Raw genomic sequence first — 18,504 nt, 5'->3', positions numbered from 1 at the left:
AACCTTGCCCAATATTTTGGGCAAGGTTTTTTTTTGGAGAAACAAATGTCAAAGATTGGGCGAATTCATTCTACTGAGTCTTGCGGAACCGTTGATGGACCAGGGATCAGGTTTATTGTATTTATGCAGGGTTGCTTAATGCGCTGCCAATATTGCCATAACCGCGATACATGGGATTTACACGGTGGCAAAGAAGTCAGCGTTACCGAATTAATGAGTGACCTTACCCCTTATCGACGTTTTATGAATGCCAGTGGTGGCGGCGTAACCGCCAGCGGTGGTGAAGCGATACTGCAAGCTGAATTTGTGCGAGACCTATTCCGAGAATGCCAAGCACAAGGTATTCATACCTGCTTAGACACTAACGGATATGTACGCAAACATACCGATGTTATTGATGAGCTATTAGATGTCTCTGATTTAGTGATGCTCGACATTAAACAAATCCATGATGAAGTGCACCAAGACCTCGTAGGTGTTAGCAATAAACGTACTCTAGACTTTGCCCGCTACTTACACAAAGTTGGCCAAAAAACCTGGATCCGCTATGTAGTTGTGCCAGGCTTCACCGATGATGAAAAGTCTGCCCATGACTTAGGTGAGTTTTTAGCCCCCTTCGACAATGTAGAAAAAATTGAGCTGCTGCCTTACCACGAGTTAGGCAAGCACAAATGGACTGCCATGGGCGAAGACTACCCGCTTGCGGGTGTCAAACCACCTAGTAAAGACACCATGGAAACCATAAGCGGTATTTTAAAGCTCTACCACGATAAAGTTATTTATTAATGGCACTGCGAGATTAAGCCTTAGATGATTATCTGCCCAATTTGTCAGCACTCTTTAAGCCTTCAAGATAAACAATGGTCCTGCGACAATGGCCATTGTTTTGATCAAGCAAAAGAAGGTCATACCAACCTGCTGGCGGTTCAACACAAGCACTCAAAACAACCTGGCGACAGCAAAGCGATGCTGCAAGCAAGGCAAAACTTTCTCAATCAAGGACATTTTGAGTTTTTGGCAAACGCTATCAACCAAGTCATCAGCCAGTGTTCTGTCCAAAGTGTTGTTGATCTGGGCTGTGGAGAGGGTTACTACACCCAAGCAATTCAAACTCAACAGAGTAGCGCAAACTCTGTGATAGGCATTGATATTGCGAAAGACGGTATTCGCATGGCCGCTAAGCGCTGTAAGCAAGCGCAATTTTTTGTCGCCAGCAATCATCGCCTGCCCATTGCCGATAACAGTATCGACTTTACGGTGAGAGTATTTGCTCCTAGCGACAACCAAGAACTATTACGCATCAGTAAAGCTAAAGCTTACTTACTAAAGGTAGTTCCTGGGGCAATGCATTTATCTAAACTACGCACTCTGTTGTACAAAGACCTTCAAGCTCACTCAGAGCAAGCTGAGGTAATGGATGGCTGGCATTTATTGGAACAACAAAAAATCGCCCAAACAAGCAATTTGAACCAAGCAGATATGAACGCATTATGTATGATGACACCCTTCGCTTGGAAGAAAAACAAAGAGTTAGAGCAACACCTTAAGCTAGGTGATAAATTCGAAATGGACTTTGAATTTGTATTACAATTGTATCAGCGAGATTGATCGTCAAAATCATCAGCCAACACAAAACTCTTATCAAAACGTTTAAAGGCTTTTCGCAACAAATCTGCTAATTCTGCGTAACGAGGTTGAGTAACAGCGGGGGCAATAGTCTCACCAGCCTCGGCTAACTTGTGATGCAGATCACGATACCAAGTCGCCAGGCTTGGCGGCAATTGTGAGTTAGCACGTCTACCTAGCCAATATAATCCGTGCAAAGGCATTAAAAAGATCACCATCGCCATCATTACAGATTGTGGTAATATTTCAGTCAAATTAGCCATGTACGGCATCATTACTGTGACCACCGCAATCGCAGGCATGGTTTTCATCGCCAGTGAAGTAGCAAAAATTACGCGATTCTCAGGAAAGATAGGGGCCAGTACACGCTGATTAGGCCAGCGTTTCATGTATTCACGACCATCATTTAACATTTCAGAGAATTTGCCCATGGGCACCTCAACACTCAAAATTGACTTAAACCAATAAACTAGTAATTTTTTTACATTTTTAGCTAGTTATTAGTATGACATATATGAATAAAATTTGCTTTCGGTTATCATTGCCACGGCAAACGGTTTCATATAAATCAGCTTATTTGTTAAGTGTAGCTTGATTGAGACCAAGGCACTAGGTCAAATCTAATTTGCCTTAGTCTGAGACTGAAAATCTGAAACAAAAAACGTGTCTCGCAATGCCCGACGTTTTTTCTTTCACTGTCTATAATTGAACAAATTCAACAACAGGTGTCTATAAATGAGCAACAAGCTGGTACTCGTTCTTAACTGTGGTAGCTCTTCACTTAAATTTGCAGTTCTTAATGCGTTAAGTGGCGAAGAGATTATTTCTGGTTTAGCGGAATGTTTTAATTTAGAAGATGCGCGCCTTAAATGGAAAGCGCAAGGCGAGAAAAACGAATCAAGCCTAGGCGCTTACGCGGCTCACCGCGAAGCCATCGAATTCATCGTAAAAAATATTCTAGAAGCTAACCCAGAAATCCTAAACGATATCGTTGCTATTGGTCACCGTGTTGTTCACGGTGGCGAGAAGTTCACCAAGTCAGCAATCATTGATGAAGCGGTTGTAGAAGGCATCGAAGCCTGTTCAGGTCTTGCTCCTTTGCATAACCCAGCGGCTTTAATTGGTATTCGAGCAGCTCAAGCTTGTTTCCCTAAACGCCCGCACGTTGCGGTATTTGACACAGCGTTCCACCAAACTATGCCAGAAAGCTCATACTTGTACGCGCTACCTTACAAGTTATACCGCGAGAAAGGCATCCGTCGTTACGGCATGCACGGTACCAGCCACTTATTCGTGTCTCGTGAAGCTGCCGCAATGCTAGAACAGCCAATCGATCAAACCAACGTTATTACCGCTCACCTAGGTAATGGCGCATCAATTTGTGCAGTTAAAAACGGTAAGAGCTTTGATACCAGCATGGGCTTAACTCCGTTAGAAGGTTTGGTAATGGGTACCCGTAGTGGCGACATTGACCCAGCCATTATCTTCCACCTTGTTGATCGCGAAGGTTACACCCTAAAAGAAGTAAACAACATGCTGCACAAGCAGTCTGGTTTAATGGGCTTAACCGAAGCAAGCAGTGATTGTCGTTACGCCGAAGAAGGTTACGGCGAAGGTAAAGAACCAGCGATTCGCGCCATGAACGTATTCACCTACCGCCTAGCGAAAAGCATTATGTCTTACGCTGCCTCAATGGACGGTAAATTAGACGCCTTAGTATTTACCGGCGGTATTGGTGAGAACTCAGCGCTAGTGCGCAAACTAACCATCGAAAAACTAGCCCTGTTAGGCTTTAGCCTAGACGAGCAAGCAAACTTGGATGCACGTTTTGGTAATTCAGGTAATATTGGCACTAGCTCAAGTCGCCCAATCTTAGTTATTCCAACTAACGAAGAAATGGTAATCGCACAAGATGCAGTGGCATTAACTCAAGCTTAATGCAGATTCTTATCAAGGCTGAGTAATACTCAGCCTTGTTCTATCACTTAACTTAAGAGGTACAGCCGTGGCTCGTACAATTATGTTAATCCCAGTTGGCGTTGGTGTTGGTGTAACATCCGTCAGCCTTGGTATGGTTCGCGCTATGGAACGTAATGGCGTAAACGTAAACTTTTTTAAACCTATTGCACAACCTAAAACGCGTGAGAAAGGTGCCGAACGTTCTACTGCTATTATCCGTCAAGCTTCAAACATTGTTCCCCCAGAGCCTTTCACTCAGGCTTACGCAGAAAACCTTATCAGTGCCAACCAAATCGACGATTTACTCGAAGGCATTGTGGCGCGTTTTAACTCTGCAACTTCTGGAGCTGAAATTGTAGTAGTGGAAGGCTTAGTGCCTACCTCAGAGTCACCTTACGCAACCAACGTAAACTACGGTATTGCCAAGGCACTAGACGCAGACATGGTGTTTGTGACTAACCCCGGTGGCGATACATCTCAGCAGCTAAAAGAGCGCATGGAAATTGCCTGTAACAACTTTGGCGGCTTGAAGAACAAACGCATTATTGGCTGCATTATTAACAAAGTTGGCGCGCCGATCGACGAGCACGAAATTACTCGTCCAGACCTGACCGAAATGTTCGATAACAAATCAGATCATTCAACCAACCTTGAAGTACTGCAAATGTTTGGCAAAAGCCCATTGCGTATCTTAGGTTGTGTGCCTTGGAATGCACCGCTTGTTGCACCACGTGCCCGAGACTTAGCTAACCATTTGAATGCCACCATCATCAATGAAGGTGACATGGATACCCGACTAGGTCGCGTAACCTTCTGTGCGCGCAGTATTCCAAACATGGTTGAGCACTTTAATGCAGGCAGCTTGTTGGTAACTTCTGGCGATCGCTCAGACGTAATTGTATCAGCCTGTCTAGCAGCCATGAACGGCGTTAAGATTGGTGCCCTGCTACTTACTGGCGGTTACCAACCAGAGCCACAAGTGCTTAAGTTATGTGAAGGCGCATTCGCTACAGGCTTGCCTGTTATGCTTATCAATTCAAATACTTGGCAAACTTCATTAGCGCTACAAAGCTTCAATGCTGAAATCCCAGTAGATGACTCTCAACGTATCGAACTAGTACAAGATTACGTAGCTGGTCATATCGACAAACATTGGATTGAATCGCTGACTGCGATTTCAGCCCGCGCCCGTCGTTTATCTCCACCGGCTTTCCGTTACCAGCTAACTGAAATGGCACGCAACGCTAACAAGCGTATCGTATTGCCAGAAGGCGAAGAACCACGCACTATCGCTGCTGCAGCTATCTGTGCTGAACGCGGTATTGCTCGTCCAGTATTGCTAGGTAACCCAGAGGTTATTCAGCGTATCGCGAGTCAACAAGGCGTGGTACTTGGCGAGAATGTAGAGATCTTCAACCCGCTAGAGATCCAAGGCAAATACGTTGCGCCAATGGTAGAGCTACGCAAAGGCAAAGGCCTTACCGAAGTTGTTGCCAAAGAGCAATTAGAAGACAACGTAGTACTGGGTACTATGATGTTAGCCAACGAAGAAGTAGACGGTCTGGTATCTGGCGCGGTTAACACCACTGCCAACACCATTCGCCCACCGTTGCAGCTAATTAAAACCGCACCGGGTTACAACTTGGTTAGCTCTATTTTCTTCATGCTGCTACCTGACCAAGTATTGGTTTATGGTGACTGTGCGATTAACCCAGACCCAACTGCTGAGCAACTAGCTGACATTGCCATTCAATCTGCAGAGTCTGCTGTTGCCTTTGGTATCGAGCCTCGTGTTGCAATGATTTCTTACTCTACCGGTAGCTCAGGCTCTGGTTCAGATGTAGAAAAAGTACGTGAAGCCACCAAAATTGCTAAAGAGCGTCGCCCTGAGCTAATCATTGATGGTCCACTTCAGTACGATGCCGCAATCATGGAAAACGTTGCTAAGAGCAAGGCGCCTAACAGCCCTGTAGCAGGTAAAGCTACCGTGTTTATCTTCCCAGACTTGAACACCGGTAACACCACCTACAAAGCCGTACAACGTAGTGCCGACCTAATCAGTATTGGCCCTATGCTGCAAGGTATGGCTAAACCGGTGAACGATTTGTCACGTGGTGCATTGGTAGACGACATTGTTTACACCATCGCACTAACTGCAATTCAAGCAGGCCAAAGCAAGTAAGTTACTTGCTTAGCAATAAAAAAGCCGATCGTAAGATCGGCTTTTTTGTGTCCGTTGTCCCGTCCGGAAATAGGTTGACATAAAGAGGACTTCTTTATGACAACACCCATTAACTCAAGCCGTAAGCGCACACAACGAGATTACACCTTGGCCTTTAAATTAGGTGTCGTAGAGCGCGTCGAAAAAGGCGAAATGACTTACAAACAAGCTCAAGCCCGATTTGGCATTCAGGGTCGTTCAACAGTACTGGTTTGGCTCAGAAAACATGGTAGGCTTGATTGGTCAAAACCATTTCAGCATCCCCTTATGCCTAATTCAAAAGAAACGCCAGCCGAAACAATCAAGCGCCTTGAGCGTGAGTTAGCCGAAGAGAAGCTACGTAACCAAATCCTCAATGGTATGGTCGATATCATGGACAATGAATACGGAGCGGGCCTTAGAAAAAAGTACTTATCCGGCACATCTGGCAAGCGAAAACCGACAGCGAAATAAACCTAGCTGCTGCATGTCGCGCGGCGGGTATTTCACGGCAATCTATTTATCAGGCGGTCGCCCGAATAGAAAACCGTAGAGCGACGTTATCGGTCATCAAAGACTGGGTACAGTACTGGCGTAAATATATGCCGCGATTGGGTGTACGCAAGCTCTACGTGTTGATAAAGCCTAAACTCCTTGAGCACGACATTAAACTTGGACGAGATGGGCTCTTTGCCTATTTGAGACGTGAGGGTTTGCTGGTTAAACCAAAGAGAAGCTTCACCAAAACGACATTCAGCAAGCACTGGATGAAGAAACATCCTAACCTGCTGAAAGAGGAAGGATTACATGATGCAGAGCATGTACTGGTTAGCGACATGACCTATCTTGAATCAGACCAAGGTGTGCACTATCTGTCGTTGGTGACCGATGCCGCTTCTCGTAAAATAGTCGGTCATCACTTGAGTGATGACATGAAAGCTGACAGCGTAGTGAAGGCCCTGAAAATGGCGGTTAAAGGTAAGCGCTATATCGCTAACGCGGTACACCACTCAGACCGAGGCTCACAATACTGCTCGGCAGTTTATCAGGATGAACTGTTGATAAACCAAATTCGACCATCGATGACAGACGGTTATGATTGCTACCAAAATGCGTTGGCGGAAAGGATAAACGGAATACTGAAGCAGGAGTTTTTACTGTACCGATGTAAAACGCTTAAAGAAATGAAGATACTTGTAAAAGAATCGATAGCGATATACAACGCTATGAGGCCGCATCTGAGTTTAAATATGGAAACGCCCAATCAGGTGCACAATAGAAAAGGCCAGCTACTGGAGCTGGCCTAAAAATCGTCAACCTATCTTAGGACGGGTCAGTTTGTTAGCTTTCTAAATAGCTAGGCCAATAAGTAAGCCCTTTTCTTGCCAAACTTTTACCTTAACACCATCCACTTCTAATTCTTTTTGCTTAGTAATGTTTAGCCACTCTTCGGGCAACTTGGCTTGATAAAAGGTGTGTACTTGCAAGCTTTGACGGTTTCTTACTTTTAACTGAGCGGCAATGCGACCATCAATACTGCAGTAGCGCCCTCCCATTAGCTCCCATTTATCTTTATCTAATAATTGAGATTGAATCAGCTTAAAATCCAAACGGTTAAGATGCTTTTGAATATCATTAATCGATGAGGACATAACTTCCATTTGCATTTGGCTGTTATGGTTATAGGCAATCTCTTTAGAAATAGCGGAGTAGTTGATGCCGGCAAAGAAGGCCAAATAAATAGTCACCGCCAACACACAAGAGACCGCACTGGCCCAAGCCCATTGGCTAGCATCCATTTGCTTGCTTTTGGCTAAACCCTGTAATTTGTTAACTTGCTTCTTAGAAAGCTGCAGCTCTTGAAAGTAATCTCGAGTAAGTTGCTTAAAGCTGCCATCTTGCGCGCTAAAGCTCATCTTAAGACACCTCCTCAATCAAGTGACCAAACTCATCACTTAAACGCTTTTTCAAGCGGGAAACGCGTGATAACAAGGTGCCTCGAGCAACTCCGCTAGTGGTGGCAATTTCTTGAATACTAAAACCTTCTACCGCCCATAAGTATAAAAGTTCGCGTTCGTCTTCAGACAAACGCTCCATCACCAAGCCAACATGTTGCTGGTCTATAAGCAGCAACTCCATGTCTTGTAGACTCTCTTCAACAATACTGGCATCAATGTATTGGTCCTCATCCACCACCAACTCCAGCTTTTTACGGCGAAAGTTATCAATGAACTCGTTGCGAATAACTCGCATCATAAAGGGTTTAAGAGGTTCAGGCGGAGGATCTTTCTGCAGCACTTTTTCGCAGCAACTTTGCAATAGGTCATAAGCCTGCTCACTATTGTGACATAGTGAAAAACTATAGCGATATAACTGGTTAAGCAGCGCGTCCGAAAATACCGGTCGGGCTTTACGTTTAAACAATTTCAGCATGCTATCTTACTGCTAACTATCCAGCAGACATTCCTTTGTTATTCAAGTAACACGGCGCTTTCACGCCGAACAAGCTATCACTTACTCACTGCGCGGTTAAACAAGTAGTAAGATTTCACTCTTAGCAACATGTCTTGCAAACTAAAGCGGTTTCCTCCACCCAGTTTTACCAACACTATGGCTGCCGCTGCTAAAGCGAACTCTCGTTTAACTCCATTTAAGTTCTTAATCAGTGACTTATCGATAGAGAACTTCTGAAGCATAAACCAAATCATCACTAATACGCAGGCTACAGCTCCCATTTTTAGAGTTTTACCATGGGCAAAAATAAAAATTAGACCCAAAACCATTAAAACTAGCTGATGAGTAGCAAAACTAGGGATTTTTGCATAGCCCGAGAAAAAGCCAGCGACGATAAAAGTCATACCTAAAGAAAAGCGTAACAACAGACCTAGCGTTTGCCAGTCTTGAGAATTCTTGCTGGTTGCCCCACGTTTACAGCGCAGCCGTTCATCAATGCTCAGCGCACCAGCCCCTAGGTTAAACAACACAAACATCATGCCCGAAAGAGTAATATCTCTAATCTGCACAAATATCGCCGGTGAAGTATAAGTGCTTACGCCAACCGATGCTCCAGGTACGGTATCAACAGGCAGCGAAACTACAAAGGTCCATAGCAAAAACCCGTAAAATAAGGCTAAAGGCCGAACCAAAAAACCTGCAGCCAAAGCCACTCCAGAAAATAACTCAAAAGCAGATAAAGTCGTTAGAAATGCCCAAGGGCTAAGTAATCCAGCAGAAAACAGATAATCTTGAAATAACTCATTAATATAACCAGTGGTCCCCATATAGTTGGCTACCATTGCCGCTTCTGTGCTTGGGTCTAACAACAAACTTAGCTTTGAGCACCCACCGATAATAAACACCAAACCAAGGCCTACCCGCAACCATAAAGCTGCGTTGTCTAATTGCTTTTGTTCCATCTTATTGCCTATTCCATTAATGACTTTACTTAGCAGTAACGAATCAGCAACAGCTTTGATTGCAGCTTTCTCAACTATTTTTTGTTTATCACTAACAAGCGGCAAATTGTACCGAGTCAAAGAGGTAGGTAGATTAAAAAGTTATAGAGCCTATAAACAATTTGTCGCTAACAGTTTTCTATGGAATGCAACTAAAAAAAAGTTACCGGAAAGCATCGCTTCTTTTTTAGGCAACATTAAAAAGTCATATAAAACAATAAGATATTTAGAAACAGTGGTTTCATACACACTTTAATCCACAGAATGTGTGGATAAAAAAATGAAAACGTAATAGTTATACACAGAGGCAGACAATTATTGAGCTCTTCATAACTATTTATTCACATTTAACCCGCTTACTCTTCATCTGTAGGTACTTTGTGAATTAAGGCCTGAATTTGATGAGCCACTCCAACCGCTTCTTCAACGTCTAGCAATACAGCAATTCCCTGCCCTTCTTCTTGGTCAAACTCAGCCACCGCACTAATGGTATTTAAGATAGGTTTGGCAAGGTGGCTTTCCACAACAAATAGCAATACATCCCGCTGCGCTTCTAAATTCAATCCAAAGAAGGTTTTTTTACGATGCACTCCTTCACCTCGCGCGTTGTTAATTACCGTTGCACCGGTCGCGCCCGCAGCACGAGCAGAATCGAGCACCAAGGTGGTTTTTTGGTCATCAACAAAGGCAAGAATCAATTTAAATTTCATCGTCATCTCCTGACAGACTAGAACTTGCTAAGAAACTGGTGACTTGCGCATAGGCAAGCACCGAAATGATTGGAAATAAACTAGCAAAGGCAATTAAGCCAAAACCGTCAAGCAAGGGGCTGCGCCCAGGTACCGATTCAGCTAAGCCTAGACCTAGCGCGGTGACTAAGGGCACTGTAACCGTAGACGTTGTCACCCCACCACTATCATAAGCCAAGGGAATGATTGCTTTAGGCGCAAATAAGGTTTGAATAACCACTAGAATATAACCAGCAATAATGTAGTAATGCAGAGGATCGCCTACCACGATCCGGTAGCTGCCTAATGCCAAGCCTAGCGCAACACCAATCGCTACAGAGATCCGCAAACCGCCTATAGATACCGCCCCACCCGACACGCCATTAGCTTTTATCGCCACCGCTAAAAGAGAGGGCTCGGCGATGGTGGTACTAAAACCTATTGCCGCTGAAAACAAGTATATCCAGGCATAAGCTGTCCAGTGTTCAGAAACCACGTACACCGTAGATTCATCTAGTCCCAAAAACTCTGCGCTGGTGAGTTGCTCTGCCATAGACTGCCCTAGCGGAAACAAGGCTTGCTCCAAACCCAGTAAAAACAGCACCATGCCTAACACCACAAATACCGTGCCCAGCAGCAACTGTTTAGGCTGATTAATTGGCCGCTTAATCACAAAATATTGAAAGACCAATATGGTCACCACAATGGGGAAAATATCCCCCAAAGTAGCAAATAGGGTTTCTAGAAAAATTAGGCTTGCGCTAATCAATAGATAATCCCGTAAAGCATGACAAACATCATCGGCGTTAACGAGGCCAACGCAATTAAACCAAAGCCGTCGAGCAAGGGATTACGGCCTTTAATGGCCGATGCTAAACCTACACCTAAGGCTGTCACCAGCGGAACGGTAATGGTTGAGGTAGTTACCCCGCCGGAGTCATAGGCAATGCCAATTATCTCTTGAGGGGCAAACATGGTTAGCAGCACTATTAGCATGTAGCCACCAATAATGATTAGATACAGCGGCCAACCTTTTATGATGCGAATAACGCCAATCACAATCGCTAGGCCAACGGCAAAGGCTACACTTAAACGCAGACCGGCGGCATACTCCTGCATACTGGTTTCGGTATTTTCAATATGCTTGGCTTGTGCGGCTACCTCTGCGGCCTCTTTAGCAACAGCCACTAAGGCAGGTTCGGCAATGGTAGTGCCAAAGCCCAAACAAAATGCAAAACTTAGCAATGCCAGTAAACTGCCTTTATTGGCAAAGGCATGGGCGAGGTTTTCACCTATGGGAAACAAGCCTAACTCTAGGCCCATGACAAAAAAGCTTAAGCCCACGATTACCATTACTGCGCCAGCTAAAATACTCAAGACATTGGGCAAACTACTATCGAGTACTCCCCATTGAAAAAACAGCACAACAACAACGATGGGCGAAATATCGCGAAGACTTTTAAGTAACGAAGAAAACAGGTGAGAAAAACGAAACCCCATATACGCTCCTTGTATTAAACCTTTGAATCAAAGGCTTAATACAAGCTTAGCAGAGCGTTAGTTTACGCTTGGTTGTAAAGGCTAATAAAGGGCTAAATTGTGATATTTGTAGTTAGATTTGGTTTTGGAATATCAGTACTTTTAAACCATCATCGAGGCTTTTTTCTTGCACTGTGACTGGCCTTTCTAGAGTTTCAAGCCACGTTAGCTGGGGCGCTTCACTCGCGACTGCATCCAACAAAAAGTCTCGGCTTAACCAAGGCGCATTTAAACACAACATCGCTATGCCGTTTTCGCTTAACAAACTAGGTAGCTGGCGAATGATGCGTGGGTAGTCTTTTTCTACTAAAAAACTGCCTTTTTGCATCGACGGAGGATCAGCAATCACCAACTCATATGGACCATGTTTACGCAGCTTACCCCAAGACTTAAACAAATCATGACCAAAAAAGCGCGCCTTCTTGTCATCCAACTTATTAAGGCGCAAATTGTCGCGGCCAACACTTAGCGCGGCTTTACTCATATCGATGTTAACCACCGACTTAGCACCGCCAGCGATGGCCGCTACGGCAAAGCCACAAGTATAAGAGAATAGATTAAGTACTTGCTTAGCCTCGGCATGCTGCGTCACCCACTCACGCCCTTTGGCCATATCTAAGAAAATGCCAAAGTTTTGATGAGTGCCTACTTCAACCTTATAACGTAAACCAAGCTCTGATACCTCAGCAGGTGTTTGCTCGCAACCCCATAAGTGATTCACCGGAGCCATGGCTTGGTCACGCTGTTGCAAAAATACACCTTCTACCAAAGGCTCTGCACTTAGCTGCTGCACTAATTGGTTAATTAGCTCATCACTTAACGGGGCATAAGCAACAATCAACATTACCGGTGGCAGCCATTCGATGTTGAATGACTCAGCCCCTGCTATGCAGTGGCCACGGCCATGCACCGCGCGTAAGGCTTGTTGATTAAGGACGGGCAGCTCAAGCTTCATCTACAGGTTCACTCTTTTTCTTTAGTTCGTCAGGGTGGCTAAGGATACGCGAGAACCAGTGTCCACTGTTACTCGATTCCAGACCAATTTTAATAATCATGGTCAAAGGCACCGACAACAACATGCCTACACTGCCAAACAACCACCCCCAAAAGATTAACGATAGCACCACCACCAAGGAAGAAAGGCCTAAACCCTTGCCCATAATGCGCGGTTCTACAACATTGCCCATCACCAAGTTTACCGATACATAAAGGCCAGCAACCGCTAAGGCCTGACTAGGCCCCAGCTGCAATAAAGCCAGTAATACTGGCGGAATAGCCGCAATTAGTGAGCCCACGTTAGGAATGTAATTAAGCAAAAAGGCTAAAATCCCCCACAGGATCGCATAGTCTAAATCCAGTAAGGTCAGCACAATGGTGATGGGAATGGCGGTAAACAAGCTAATTAAGGTTTTAACGGCAATGTAGCTATTTACTGCTTTAAGAAATTTATTCACCTGAGACATTCGCACGCCGGGATTATGGATGGCGTCGTGCATCCGTTGCGGCATAGTATCGGCTTCAAGCAACATAAAAATGGTAACCAACAATATAATGAAGATATTAGCAGCAGCACCACTTAAGCCGGTTAAGGTATTAGCAAATAAACCTAAAATGATACCCGGGTCGAAGTAATCAGTGACGACGCTCATCGACAGTTCAATATCAAATCGCGCGGCAAACTCAGTTAAACCGGCCAGTTGCACCAATAGTTGTTCTCGGTATATGGGAATTGAGGCCCGAAAATCGCTAATAGAACTGCCTACAACGCCCGCTAACAATATGATTAAACACACTATCAGCATTAATACCAAGAACACCGACAGCACCCGAGGGATCCGAAGGCGAGTTAAAAAGTTAACGATGGGGCTAGCGATAATGGCAATAAACATCGACATTAAAAACGGAATTAATACCGGTGTTGCGGCTTTAAGCCCAGCCAACAAAACCACTAAAGCAGCCGCCGTTACCAAGCCATGGCGCATTGAGGTGGGTTGATTCACCACTCACTCCTAGAAATAACTGATTATGCTCAGCAGTTTAGCTTGCATAAGCGCTGGCGAAAAGGCTAAATAAAATTGAAACCTAAACAGGAGTAACCAGATGTTTTACTTATGTAGCCTAGGTAGCAACATTCGGCCACTTGAGCATCTGCCTGCAGCGCTGTGTCAACTAGGTGAACGCTTGCATACACTCACCATTAGTTCGTTTATCGAAACCACGCCTTGGGACATGCAAACTGAGCATAAATTTGTCAATGCCCTTGGCTGGTTTGAATCAAAGCAAAGCCCCAGCCAGCTTAAGCAATTTTTTAATCAGCTTGAAGCAAGGCATGGGCGTAACCGCAACGATCCGCTCTCAAGCGCTAAAGACAGAAGCCTAGACATTGATTTAATTGGGCCGGTTGAACAGCAAGCTGCGCTCGCTTATTTGGAGATAGACCCATTTTTGCTCTTGTTACAACAACAGCTGTTTGCAAAGCCAACTAAAGCACTCGCTGATGCCCTAGCAATAAACCTGCAACTTAGCCCACAGCGCTGCTTACCACTGGGTGAGCGACCTACCACCATCCACTTTAATTGAACACCCCGTTAAGTATTCATTATTAATCAGCAATTCTATGGTTTGCCACACGGGCTCTATGCCGCCCTCTTTGGCTAAGGGGGTTTGCGCCAAAACTCGTTCACGATGCTGCTGATCATGTTCTTCTAAAAACAACATTGGCCCAGGCTCTATTCCATTCACCCTTACCTCGGGTGCCCAGTGGCTAGCATAGGCTTTAAGCATATTCGCTAAACCCGCTTTTGAGGCGCAGTAAGAACGAAATTTAGCATGGGGCTGCTGAGCATAAATATCACTCATAACCACCACACAACCTTTGGCTTTGTGTAGGGCTGGGTACATGCATTCGTTAATCAGCTTTGGTGCCAACATATGCACCGCATACATGGCATCAAAAAAACAGGCTTGCTCCGTAGGGCTGTGGCTTGGGTCATCACTCACAAATAGCGAAGCGTTGTGAATCAATACATCCAAGCTTTCACACTCACTGGGTAAACGTTCAACAAAGCTTAATAGCTGGTCACGTTGGCTAAAATCGGCTTGCAATAGAATTACACCTAGCTCTCTTAGCTCGTCTAGCTCTGCGCGCTCACTTCGATATTGACCGATAACCCGATAACCTAAGCCAACAAACTGATGTGCAAGAAAAAAACCTAAACGCCGACCTACTCCCGTAATCAAAACCGTCTTCATCTTGCTTCCCATCCCCAAAAACTCTGCTATTGTTAACTAAATCAAAGAGTAACATGGCTAGCCCTGACAAGGACTGCTCAACATTATGAAAATACTACTTACCGGTGGAACTGGCTTCATCGGCAGCCGCTTAGTAAAACATTTACAATTTAGTCATGAACTGACGATATTGTCACGCAACCCGATTAAGGCTTATCAAAAACTGGGGCATAATTTGCTGGCCATTGCTTCGCTTAAAAATCTAAATAACCTTAACGAGTATGATGCAGTTATTAACCTAGCTGGCGAGCCCATTGCCAACAAACGTTGGACCGAACAACAAAAAAAACGCATCTGCGATAGCCGCTGGGCCTTAACCGAACAACTAGTTGAGCTGTTTGCGAAAAGTGAGCAGCCACCAGAAACCTTTATTAGTGGCAGCGCCATTGGATATTATGGCGAACAAGGCCAACAGACCTTGGATGAAGCCAGTATTATCGAAGACGACTCCTTCCCCCATCAGGTTTGTAAAACCTGGGAACAAATCGCCTTAAAAGCGGCGAATGAAGATACCCGCGTTTGTGTATTACGTACTGGAGTTGTTATTGGCATAGAAGGCGGCGCCTTAGCTAAAATGCTACCAGCTTTTCGCTTAGGCTTGGGAGGCCCTGTGGCGAATGGCCAGCAGCAAATGTCTTGGATTCACATTAGCGACATGGTTGATGCAATTATATTTTTACTTAATAACCAACAGTGCCACGGCGCTTACAACTTAACCTCGCCAAACCCTGTCACTAATCAACAGTTTAGTCAGGCACTCAGCAAGCAACTAAAACGCCCTTGCCTGTTTCGTGCCCCTGCTTGGGTGCTAAATACTGCCATGGGTGAAATGGCCAGTTTAATCACTGGTGGGCAAAAGGTGCTGCCTAAACGACTCAGCAACGAGGGCTTTAACTTTCGCTACAAAGAGCTAGACCACGCCTTCAAAGAAATACTGTTGCGTAGTTAAAGCTGTCCACCCCAAAGGCTTATGCTCATTGCAGCATATAAGCGGCCGTGACCAAGTGTCTGTAAGCTTACCTCACAGCTTTATAAGTAGTTTTCACCAATTGAATAAGCCACGGTTTGGCTAATAGCAGCCAAGGGCAAGCTGCTTTGCAACTGCCAGCTGTTAAACACCTCTTGCACGGCTTTTAGCCCTTTTATACTGGTAGGCGCTTTGTTCACCACACCACGGTTAACTAAATAGGCCACCACATCGTTAGACAAGATAAAGGTATCTTTGCCCATGCGGCGCAAGGCATAAGACGCTGAGTTACCACCTAGGCGTGCACCTTGTTTTTTAAGCAATAACCATAAACCCACAATGTCGTCGCTTGGCCACTGAGCCACAAATTTGCCAAAGCTGCCATGCTCGCTGGCAAGGTCTAAGATCATCTGGGCGTTATGTGGCACGGTGATGATTTTTTGGCGATTGCGAATAATGCTGACATCGTTACATAAACGTTCAATATGGCTGTCGTCCAGCATCAGCATTTTTTCTGGGTCAAAGTTGAAAAAGGCCCGCTCAAAATCTGGCCATTTGTTTTCTACCACTCGCCACACAAAGCCAGACTGGAATATGGTTTTAGTCATGGCCGACAACCAGCGGTCATCACTAATGCCAGCTAAATGCTCACTGCTTAAAGGGGTAGTCAGTAAATGTTGTAACGCAGCATCGCCACCTTTACGCTCCGCGGCTCGTTGCCAAATAGAAGAAAAGTCTTCAACCACAATCAATCCTTATTTGTTAAATCAGAGATGCCTAAGTGAGAATTATTCTATACCGCTTAGCAATATTGACTAAAGCCTGTTGTTTAGCATTTTTTAATAGCAACTGATTCGACCACACTGACAAAAATATTTAACATTAGAAATCTGTAACATAAAAGCGTTATAGTTTTCATAAACCTAAATGAAGATAGCGAAATATGCCTAGCAAACTTAAACATGATTTTGAGTTTGAGCCAGACTACGGATACACCTTAAGCCAACTTAAAGCGCTGCATCCAGATGATCGACCCAGAGGCTTTAAAAGCTTTTGGCAAAACAAATATCAGCATGCCCTGCAAATTAGGCCCGACGTCGCTATTCAAGATTGCCACCAAGACACTCCCAACTGGCGCATTTTTAAGTGCTATTACAACTCTACTAAGCAAATGCGTTGCGGCGGCTGGCTGCTACTTCCCCACTCGGGTGTGGTAAAACAAGCAATCATTAGTGCCCATGGTTATGGTGGTATCGAACAAGTAGACTACCCAGTATCACTTAAAAATACAGCAGTGTTAATGCCCTACTCACGGGGCATTGGCTTAAGTGCCAAAGCGCCTATTTCAGACAACCCCATGTGGCACGTACTGCACAACATTCAAGATAAAGAGCGCTACATTATTGGCGGTTGTGTTCAAGATTTATGGTGTGGAGTTAGCGCCCTGTTACGCCTATTCCCACAAGTTACCAATAAAATAGGTTTAATGGGCAGCAGCTTTGGTGGCGGACTAGGCATATTCGCTAGCGCTTTTGACCCACGCATTCAACGTGCTCATTTTCATGTTCCCACTTTTGGTAACGTAGCGCTGCGTTTAAAGCTGGCTACCCACGGCAGCGGCAAAGCATTACAAGACTTTTACCAACAGCAACCCAAACTCGCATTAAGTACATTACGCTATTTTGACTCAGCCACCGCAGCCACTTACTTAAGGTGCCCTAGCCATTGGGCCTTGGCCTTATTTGATCCTTTTGTCGCACCACCTGGGCAGTTTTCGGCTTACAACAACGCTCCTCAGCCTAAACAACTTACAGTGCTAAAAGCAGGCCATTTCGACTACCCCGAGCAACAGCAGCAGCGCCAACAGGTTAATCAACAATTGGCTACATTTTTTGCTGAGCTCACTAAGCATGAATAGAGAATATCATCGTTGGTGGAGCCCCAATTTGCATCGCGATATGGAGCTGTTGGTATTCGGTCACGCAGGGGCTAAAGTGCTGGTATTTCCTACTCGCGGCGGGCGTTTTTATGAATACGAGAACCTAGGGCTAGTTAACTCAATCGCTCACAAAATTAATGCCGGACAGCTTCAATTATATTGTGTAGACAGCATCGATATAGAAAGCATGTATTGTTTTTGGGCCCACCCTGCTGGGCGTATTCAGCGCCACCAGCAATACGAAGACTACATTCTGCGCGAAGTACTGCCCTTAATGGCGCAAAAAAATGACCACCCTTGTACCATCTCTCACGGCTGCTCCTTAGGTGCTTATCACGCCGCTAACATTGTATTTCGCCACCCTCACTTGTTTAACAAATTGGCAGCTTTTTCGGGCCGTTTCGACCTTACTTGGCAGGTTGAATCTTTCAGTGATTTATTTGAAGGCTTTTACAACGACAACGTCTATTTTCACACACCCACCCATTACCTAGTAAACCTAAACTGCCCTCAACGTTTAGCCGAGCTAGCCAATACCGATTTACTGTTCATTATTGGTAATCAAGATCCCTTCCTGCAAAATAACCACACCCTAAGCCATATTCTTAATCACAAAGGCTTAAATCATCGGATGATTGAATGGCAGGGCCGCGCCCACCGGGGGCGTTACTGGCGAGAAATGGTGCCGCAGTATTTGTAGCGGTTCAATTAAAATATGTAGGTCTTTAATATGTTTAAAAACAGATATCGTTTTATATGTTTATTTTTTTATTGTGCTTTGATAAGCAGTTGCAGTGAGA

At 44.8% G+C, this 18,504-nt stretch carries 20 protein-coding genes; 9 read left to right on the top strand and 11 right to left on the bottom strand.

Features of this window, described 5'->3' with window-relative positions:
* The first annotated feature begins 45 nt into the window (after positions 1–45).
* Both pflA and K5609_RS06705 read left to right on the top strand, forming a co-directional pair.
* Complete coding sequence (pflA, locus tag K5609_RS06710; protein WP_221076496.1) at positions 46–786, top strand: pyruvate formate lyase 1-activating protein; 741 nt, start codon at positions 46–48, stop codon at positions 784–786.
* A 24-nt stretch (positions 787–810) separates the two neighbouring features.
* Positions 811–1,608 (top strand): putative RNA methyltransferase, encoded by a 798-nt coding sequence (locus tag K5609_RS06705; protein WP_221076495.1) that lies wholly within the window; start codon positions 811–813, stop codon positions 1,606–1,608.
* Here the strand turns inward: K5609_RS06705 and yfbV are convergent.
* Positions 1,596–2,057 (bottom strand): terminus macrodomain insulation protein YfbV, encoded by a 462-nt coding sequence (gene yfbV, locus K5609_RS06700; RefSeq protein WP_221076494.1) that lies wholly within the window; start codon positions 2,055–2,057, stop codon positions 1,596–1,598. The genes K5609_RS06705 and yfbV overlap by 13 nt on opposite strands.
* A gap of 304 nt (positions 2,058–2,361) precedes the next feature.
* Between yfbV and K5609_RS06695 the strand changes: the two genes are divergently transcribed.
* The 3 genes from K5609_RS06695 (at position 2,362) to K5609_RS06685 (ending at position 7,092) form a co-directional block, all read left to right on the top strand.
* Positions 2,362–3,564 (top strand): acetate kinase, encoded by a 1,203-nt coding sequence (locus tag K5609_RS06695; protein WP_221076493.1) that lies wholly within the window; start codon positions 2,362–2,364, stop codon positions 3,562–3,564.
* A gap of 67 nt (positions 3,565–3,631) precedes the next feature.
* On the top strand, positions 3,632–5,767 hold the full coding sequence (pta, locus tag K5609_RS06690; protein ID WP_221076492.1) for a phosphate acetyltransferase: 2,136 nt from the start codon (positions 3,632–3,634) through the stop codon (positions 5,765–5,767).
* A gap of 96 nt (positions 5,768–5,863) precedes the next feature.
* A protein-coding gene (locus K5609_RS06685) for an IS3 family transposase (protein WP_221076491.1) occupies positions 5,864–7,092 on the top strand; the annotation gives its coding sequence in 2 pieces (ribosomal slippage) (positions 5,864–6,215 and positions 6,215–7,092; 1,230 coding nt in all).
* Between the two features lie 42 nt (positions 7,093–7,134).
* Here K5609_RS06685 and K5609_RS06680 read toward each other — a convergent pair.
* The 8 genes from K5609_RS06680 to K5609_RS06645 form a co-directional block, all read right to left on the bottom strand.
* The gene (locus K5609_RS06680) at positions 7,135–7,701 is read right to left on the bottom strand and encodes a hypothetical protein (protein ID WP_016403692.1); all 567 of its coding nucleotides are present in this window, start codon (positions 7,699–7,701) and stop codon (positions 7,135–7,137) included.
* Position 7,702: 1 nt separating this feature from the next.
* Positions 7,703–8,218, bottom strand: a complete 516-nt coding sequence (locus K5609_RS06675; protein WP_016403691.1) for an RNA polymerase sigma factor — start codon at positions 8,216–8,218, stop codon at positions 7,703–7,705.
* Positions 8,219–8,295: 77 nt separating this feature from the next.
* Positions 8,296–9,201 (bottom strand): DoxX family protein, encoded by a 906-nt coding sequence (locus tag K5609_RS06670; RefSeq protein WP_221076490.1) that lies wholly within the window; start codon positions 9,199–9,201, stop codon positions 8,296–8,298.
* Positions 9,202–9,596: 395 nt separating this feature from the next.
* Complete coding sequence (locus tag K5609_RS06665) at positions 9,597–9,950, bottom strand: P-II family nitrogen regulator (protein WP_016403688.1); 354 nt, start codon at positions 9,948–9,950, stop codon at positions 9,597–9,599.
* A complete protein-coding gene (locus tag K5609_RS06660; RefSeq protein WP_221076489.1) occupies positions 9,940–10,737 on the bottom strand; it encodes a DUF1538 domain-containing protein in 798 nt (265 codons plus the stop codon). Before K5609_RS06660 ends, K5609_RS06665 begins: the two co-directional genes overlap by 11 nt.
* On the bottom strand, positions 10,734–11,468 hold the full coding sequence (locus tag K5609_RS06655) for a DUF1538 domain-containing protein (RefSeq protein WP_221076488.1): 735 nt from the start codon (positions 11,466–11,468) through the stop codon (positions 10,734–10,736). Before K5609_RS06655 ends, K5609_RS06660 begins: the two co-directional genes overlap by 4 nt.
* 112 nt (positions 11,469–11,580) lie before the next feature.
* Positions 11,581–12,462, bottom strand: coding sequence for a class I SAM-dependent methyltransferase (locus K5609_RS06650; protein WP_221076487.1), 882 nt, complete (start codon positions 12,460–12,462; stop codon positions 11,581–11,583).
* A complete protein-coding gene (locus tag K5609_RS06645) occupies positions 12,452–13,507 on the bottom strand; it encodes an AI-2E family transporter (protein ID WP_221076486.1) in 1,056 nt (351 codons plus the stop codon). The genes K5609_RS06650 and K5609_RS06645 overlap by 11 nt, the downstream gene beginning before the upstream one ends.
* 100 nt (positions 13,508–13,607) lie before the next feature.
* Between K5609_RS06645 and K5609_RS06640 the strand changes: the two genes are divergently transcribed.
* Positions 13,608–14,087, top strand: coding sequence for a 2-amino-4-hydroxy-6-hydroxymethyldihydropteridine diphosphokinase (locus tag K5609_RS06640; protein WP_221076485.1), 480 nt, complete (start codon positions 13,608–13,610; stop codon positions 14,085–14,087).
* Here K5609_RS06640 and K5609_RS06635 read toward each other — a convergent pair.
* Positions 14,046–14,759, bottom strand: a complete 714-nt coding sequence (locus tag K5609_RS06635; RefSeq protein WP_221076484.1) for an SDR family NAD(P)-dependent oxidoreductase — start codon at positions 14,757–14,759, stop codon at positions 14,046–14,048. The two genes, K5609_RS06640 and K5609_RS06635, sit on opposite strands and share 42 nt — an antisense overlap.
* Positions 14,760–14,844: 85 nt before the next feature.
* On the opposite strand from K5609_RS06635, the gene K5609_RS06630 reads away from it, so the two are divergent.
* A complete protein-coding gene (locus tag K5609_RS06630; protein ID WP_221076483.1) occupies positions 14,845–15,747 on the top strand; it encodes a TIGR01777 family oxidoreductase in 903 nt (300 codons plus the stop codon).
* Between the two features lie 80 nt (positions 15,748–15,827).
* Here the strand turns inward: K5609_RS06630 and K5609_RS06625 are convergent, their stop codons facing one another.
* Positions 15,828–16,511, bottom strand: coding sequence for a DNA-3-methyladenine glycosylase I (locus tag K5609_RS06625; RefSeq protein ID WP_221076482.1), 684 nt, complete (start codon positions 16,509–16,511; stop codon positions 15,828–15,830).
* A gap of 197 nt (positions 16,512–16,708) precedes the next feature.
* Here K5609_RS06625 and K5609_RS06620 point away from each other — a divergent pair, with 197 nt between their 5' ends.
* Together K5609_RS06620 and K5609_RS06615 are read left to right on the top strand one after the other, a co-directional pair.
* The gene (locus K5609_RS06620; RefSeq protein ID WP_221076481.1) at positions 16,709–17,683 is read left to right on the top strand and encodes an acetylxylan esterase; all 975 of its coding nucleotides are present in this window, start codon (positions 16,709–16,711) and stop codon (positions 17,681–17,683) included.
* Entirely contained in the window at positions 17,676–18,404 is a 729-nt protein-coding gene (locus K5609_RS06615) for an esterase family protein (RefSeq protein ID WP_246611952.1), read from the top strand. Before K5609_RS06620 ends, K5609_RS06615 begins: the two co-directional genes overlap by 8 nt.
* The last annotated feature ends 100 nt before the right edge of the window (positions 18,405–18,504 follow it).

Origin of the sequence: Agarivorans aestuarii, assembly GCF_019670125.1 — a bacterium.
Classification (GTDB): domain Bacteria; phylum Pseudomonadota; class Gammaproteobacteria; order Enterobacterales; family Celerinatantimonadaceae; genus Agarivorans; species Agarivorans aestuarii.
Note: the sequence above shows the minus strand (reverse complement) of the source record. Positions and strands in the feature narration are given on the sequence as shown.

Coding starts and splice junctions, on each gene's coding strand:
- pflA (WP_221076496.1), top strand. CDS start 46: ATGTCAAAGATTGGGCGAATTCATTCTACTGAGTCTTGCGGAACCGTT.
- K5609_RS06705 (WP_221076495.1), top strand. CDS start 811: ATGATTATCTGCCCAATTTGTCAGCACTCTTTAAGCCTTCAAGATAAA.
- yfbV (WP_221076494.1), bottom strand. CDS start 2,057: ATGGGCAAATTCTCTGAAATGTTAAATGATGGTCGTGAATACATGAAA.
- K5609_RS06695 (WP_221076493.1), top strand. CDS start 2,362: ATGAGCAACAAGCTGGTACTCGTTCTTAACTGTGGTAGCTCTTCACTT.
- K5609_RS06680 (WP_016403692.1), bottom strand. CDS start 7,701: ATGAGCTTTAGCGCGCAAGATGGCAGCTTTAAGCAACTTACTCGAGAT.
- K5609_RS06675 (WP_016403691.1), bottom strand. CDS start 8,218: ATGCTGAAATTGTTTAAACGTAAAGCCCGACCGGTATTTTCGGACGCG.
- K5609_RS06670 (WP_221076490.1), bottom strand. CDS start 9,201: ATGGAACAAAAGCAATTAGACAACGCAGCTTTATGGTTGCGGGTAGGC.
- K5609_RS06665 (WP_016403688.1), bottom strand. CDS start 9,950: ATGAAATTTAAATTGATTCTTGCCTTTGTTGATGACCAAAAAACCACC.
- K5609_RS06655 (WP_221076488.1), bottom strand. CDS start 11,468: ATGGGGTTTCGTTTTTCTCACCTGTTTTCTTCGTTACTTAAAAGTCTT.
- K5609_RS06650 (WP_221076487.1), bottom strand. CDS start 12,462: ATGAAGCTTGAGCTGCCCGTCCTTAATCAACAAGCCTTACGCGCGGTG.
- K5609_RS06640 (WP_221076485.1), top strand. CDS start 13,608: ATGTTTTACTTATGTAGCCTAGGTAGCAACATTCGGCCACTTGAGCAT.
- K5609_RS06635 (WP_221076484.1), bottom strand. CDS start 14,759: ATGAAGACGGTTTTGATTACGGGAGTAGGTCGGCGTTTAGGTTTTTTT.
- K5609_RS06630 (WP_221076483.1), top strand. CDS start 14,845: ATGAAAATACTACTTACCGGTGGAACTGGCTTCATCGGCAGCCGCTTA.
- K5609_RS06620 (WP_221076481.1), top strand. CDS start 16,709: ATGCCTAGCAAACTTAAACATGATTTTGAGTTTGAGCCAGACTACGGA.
- K5609_RS06615 (WP_246611952.1), top strand. CDS start 17,676: ATGAATAGAGAATATCATCGTTGGTGGAGCCCCAATTTGCATCGCGAT.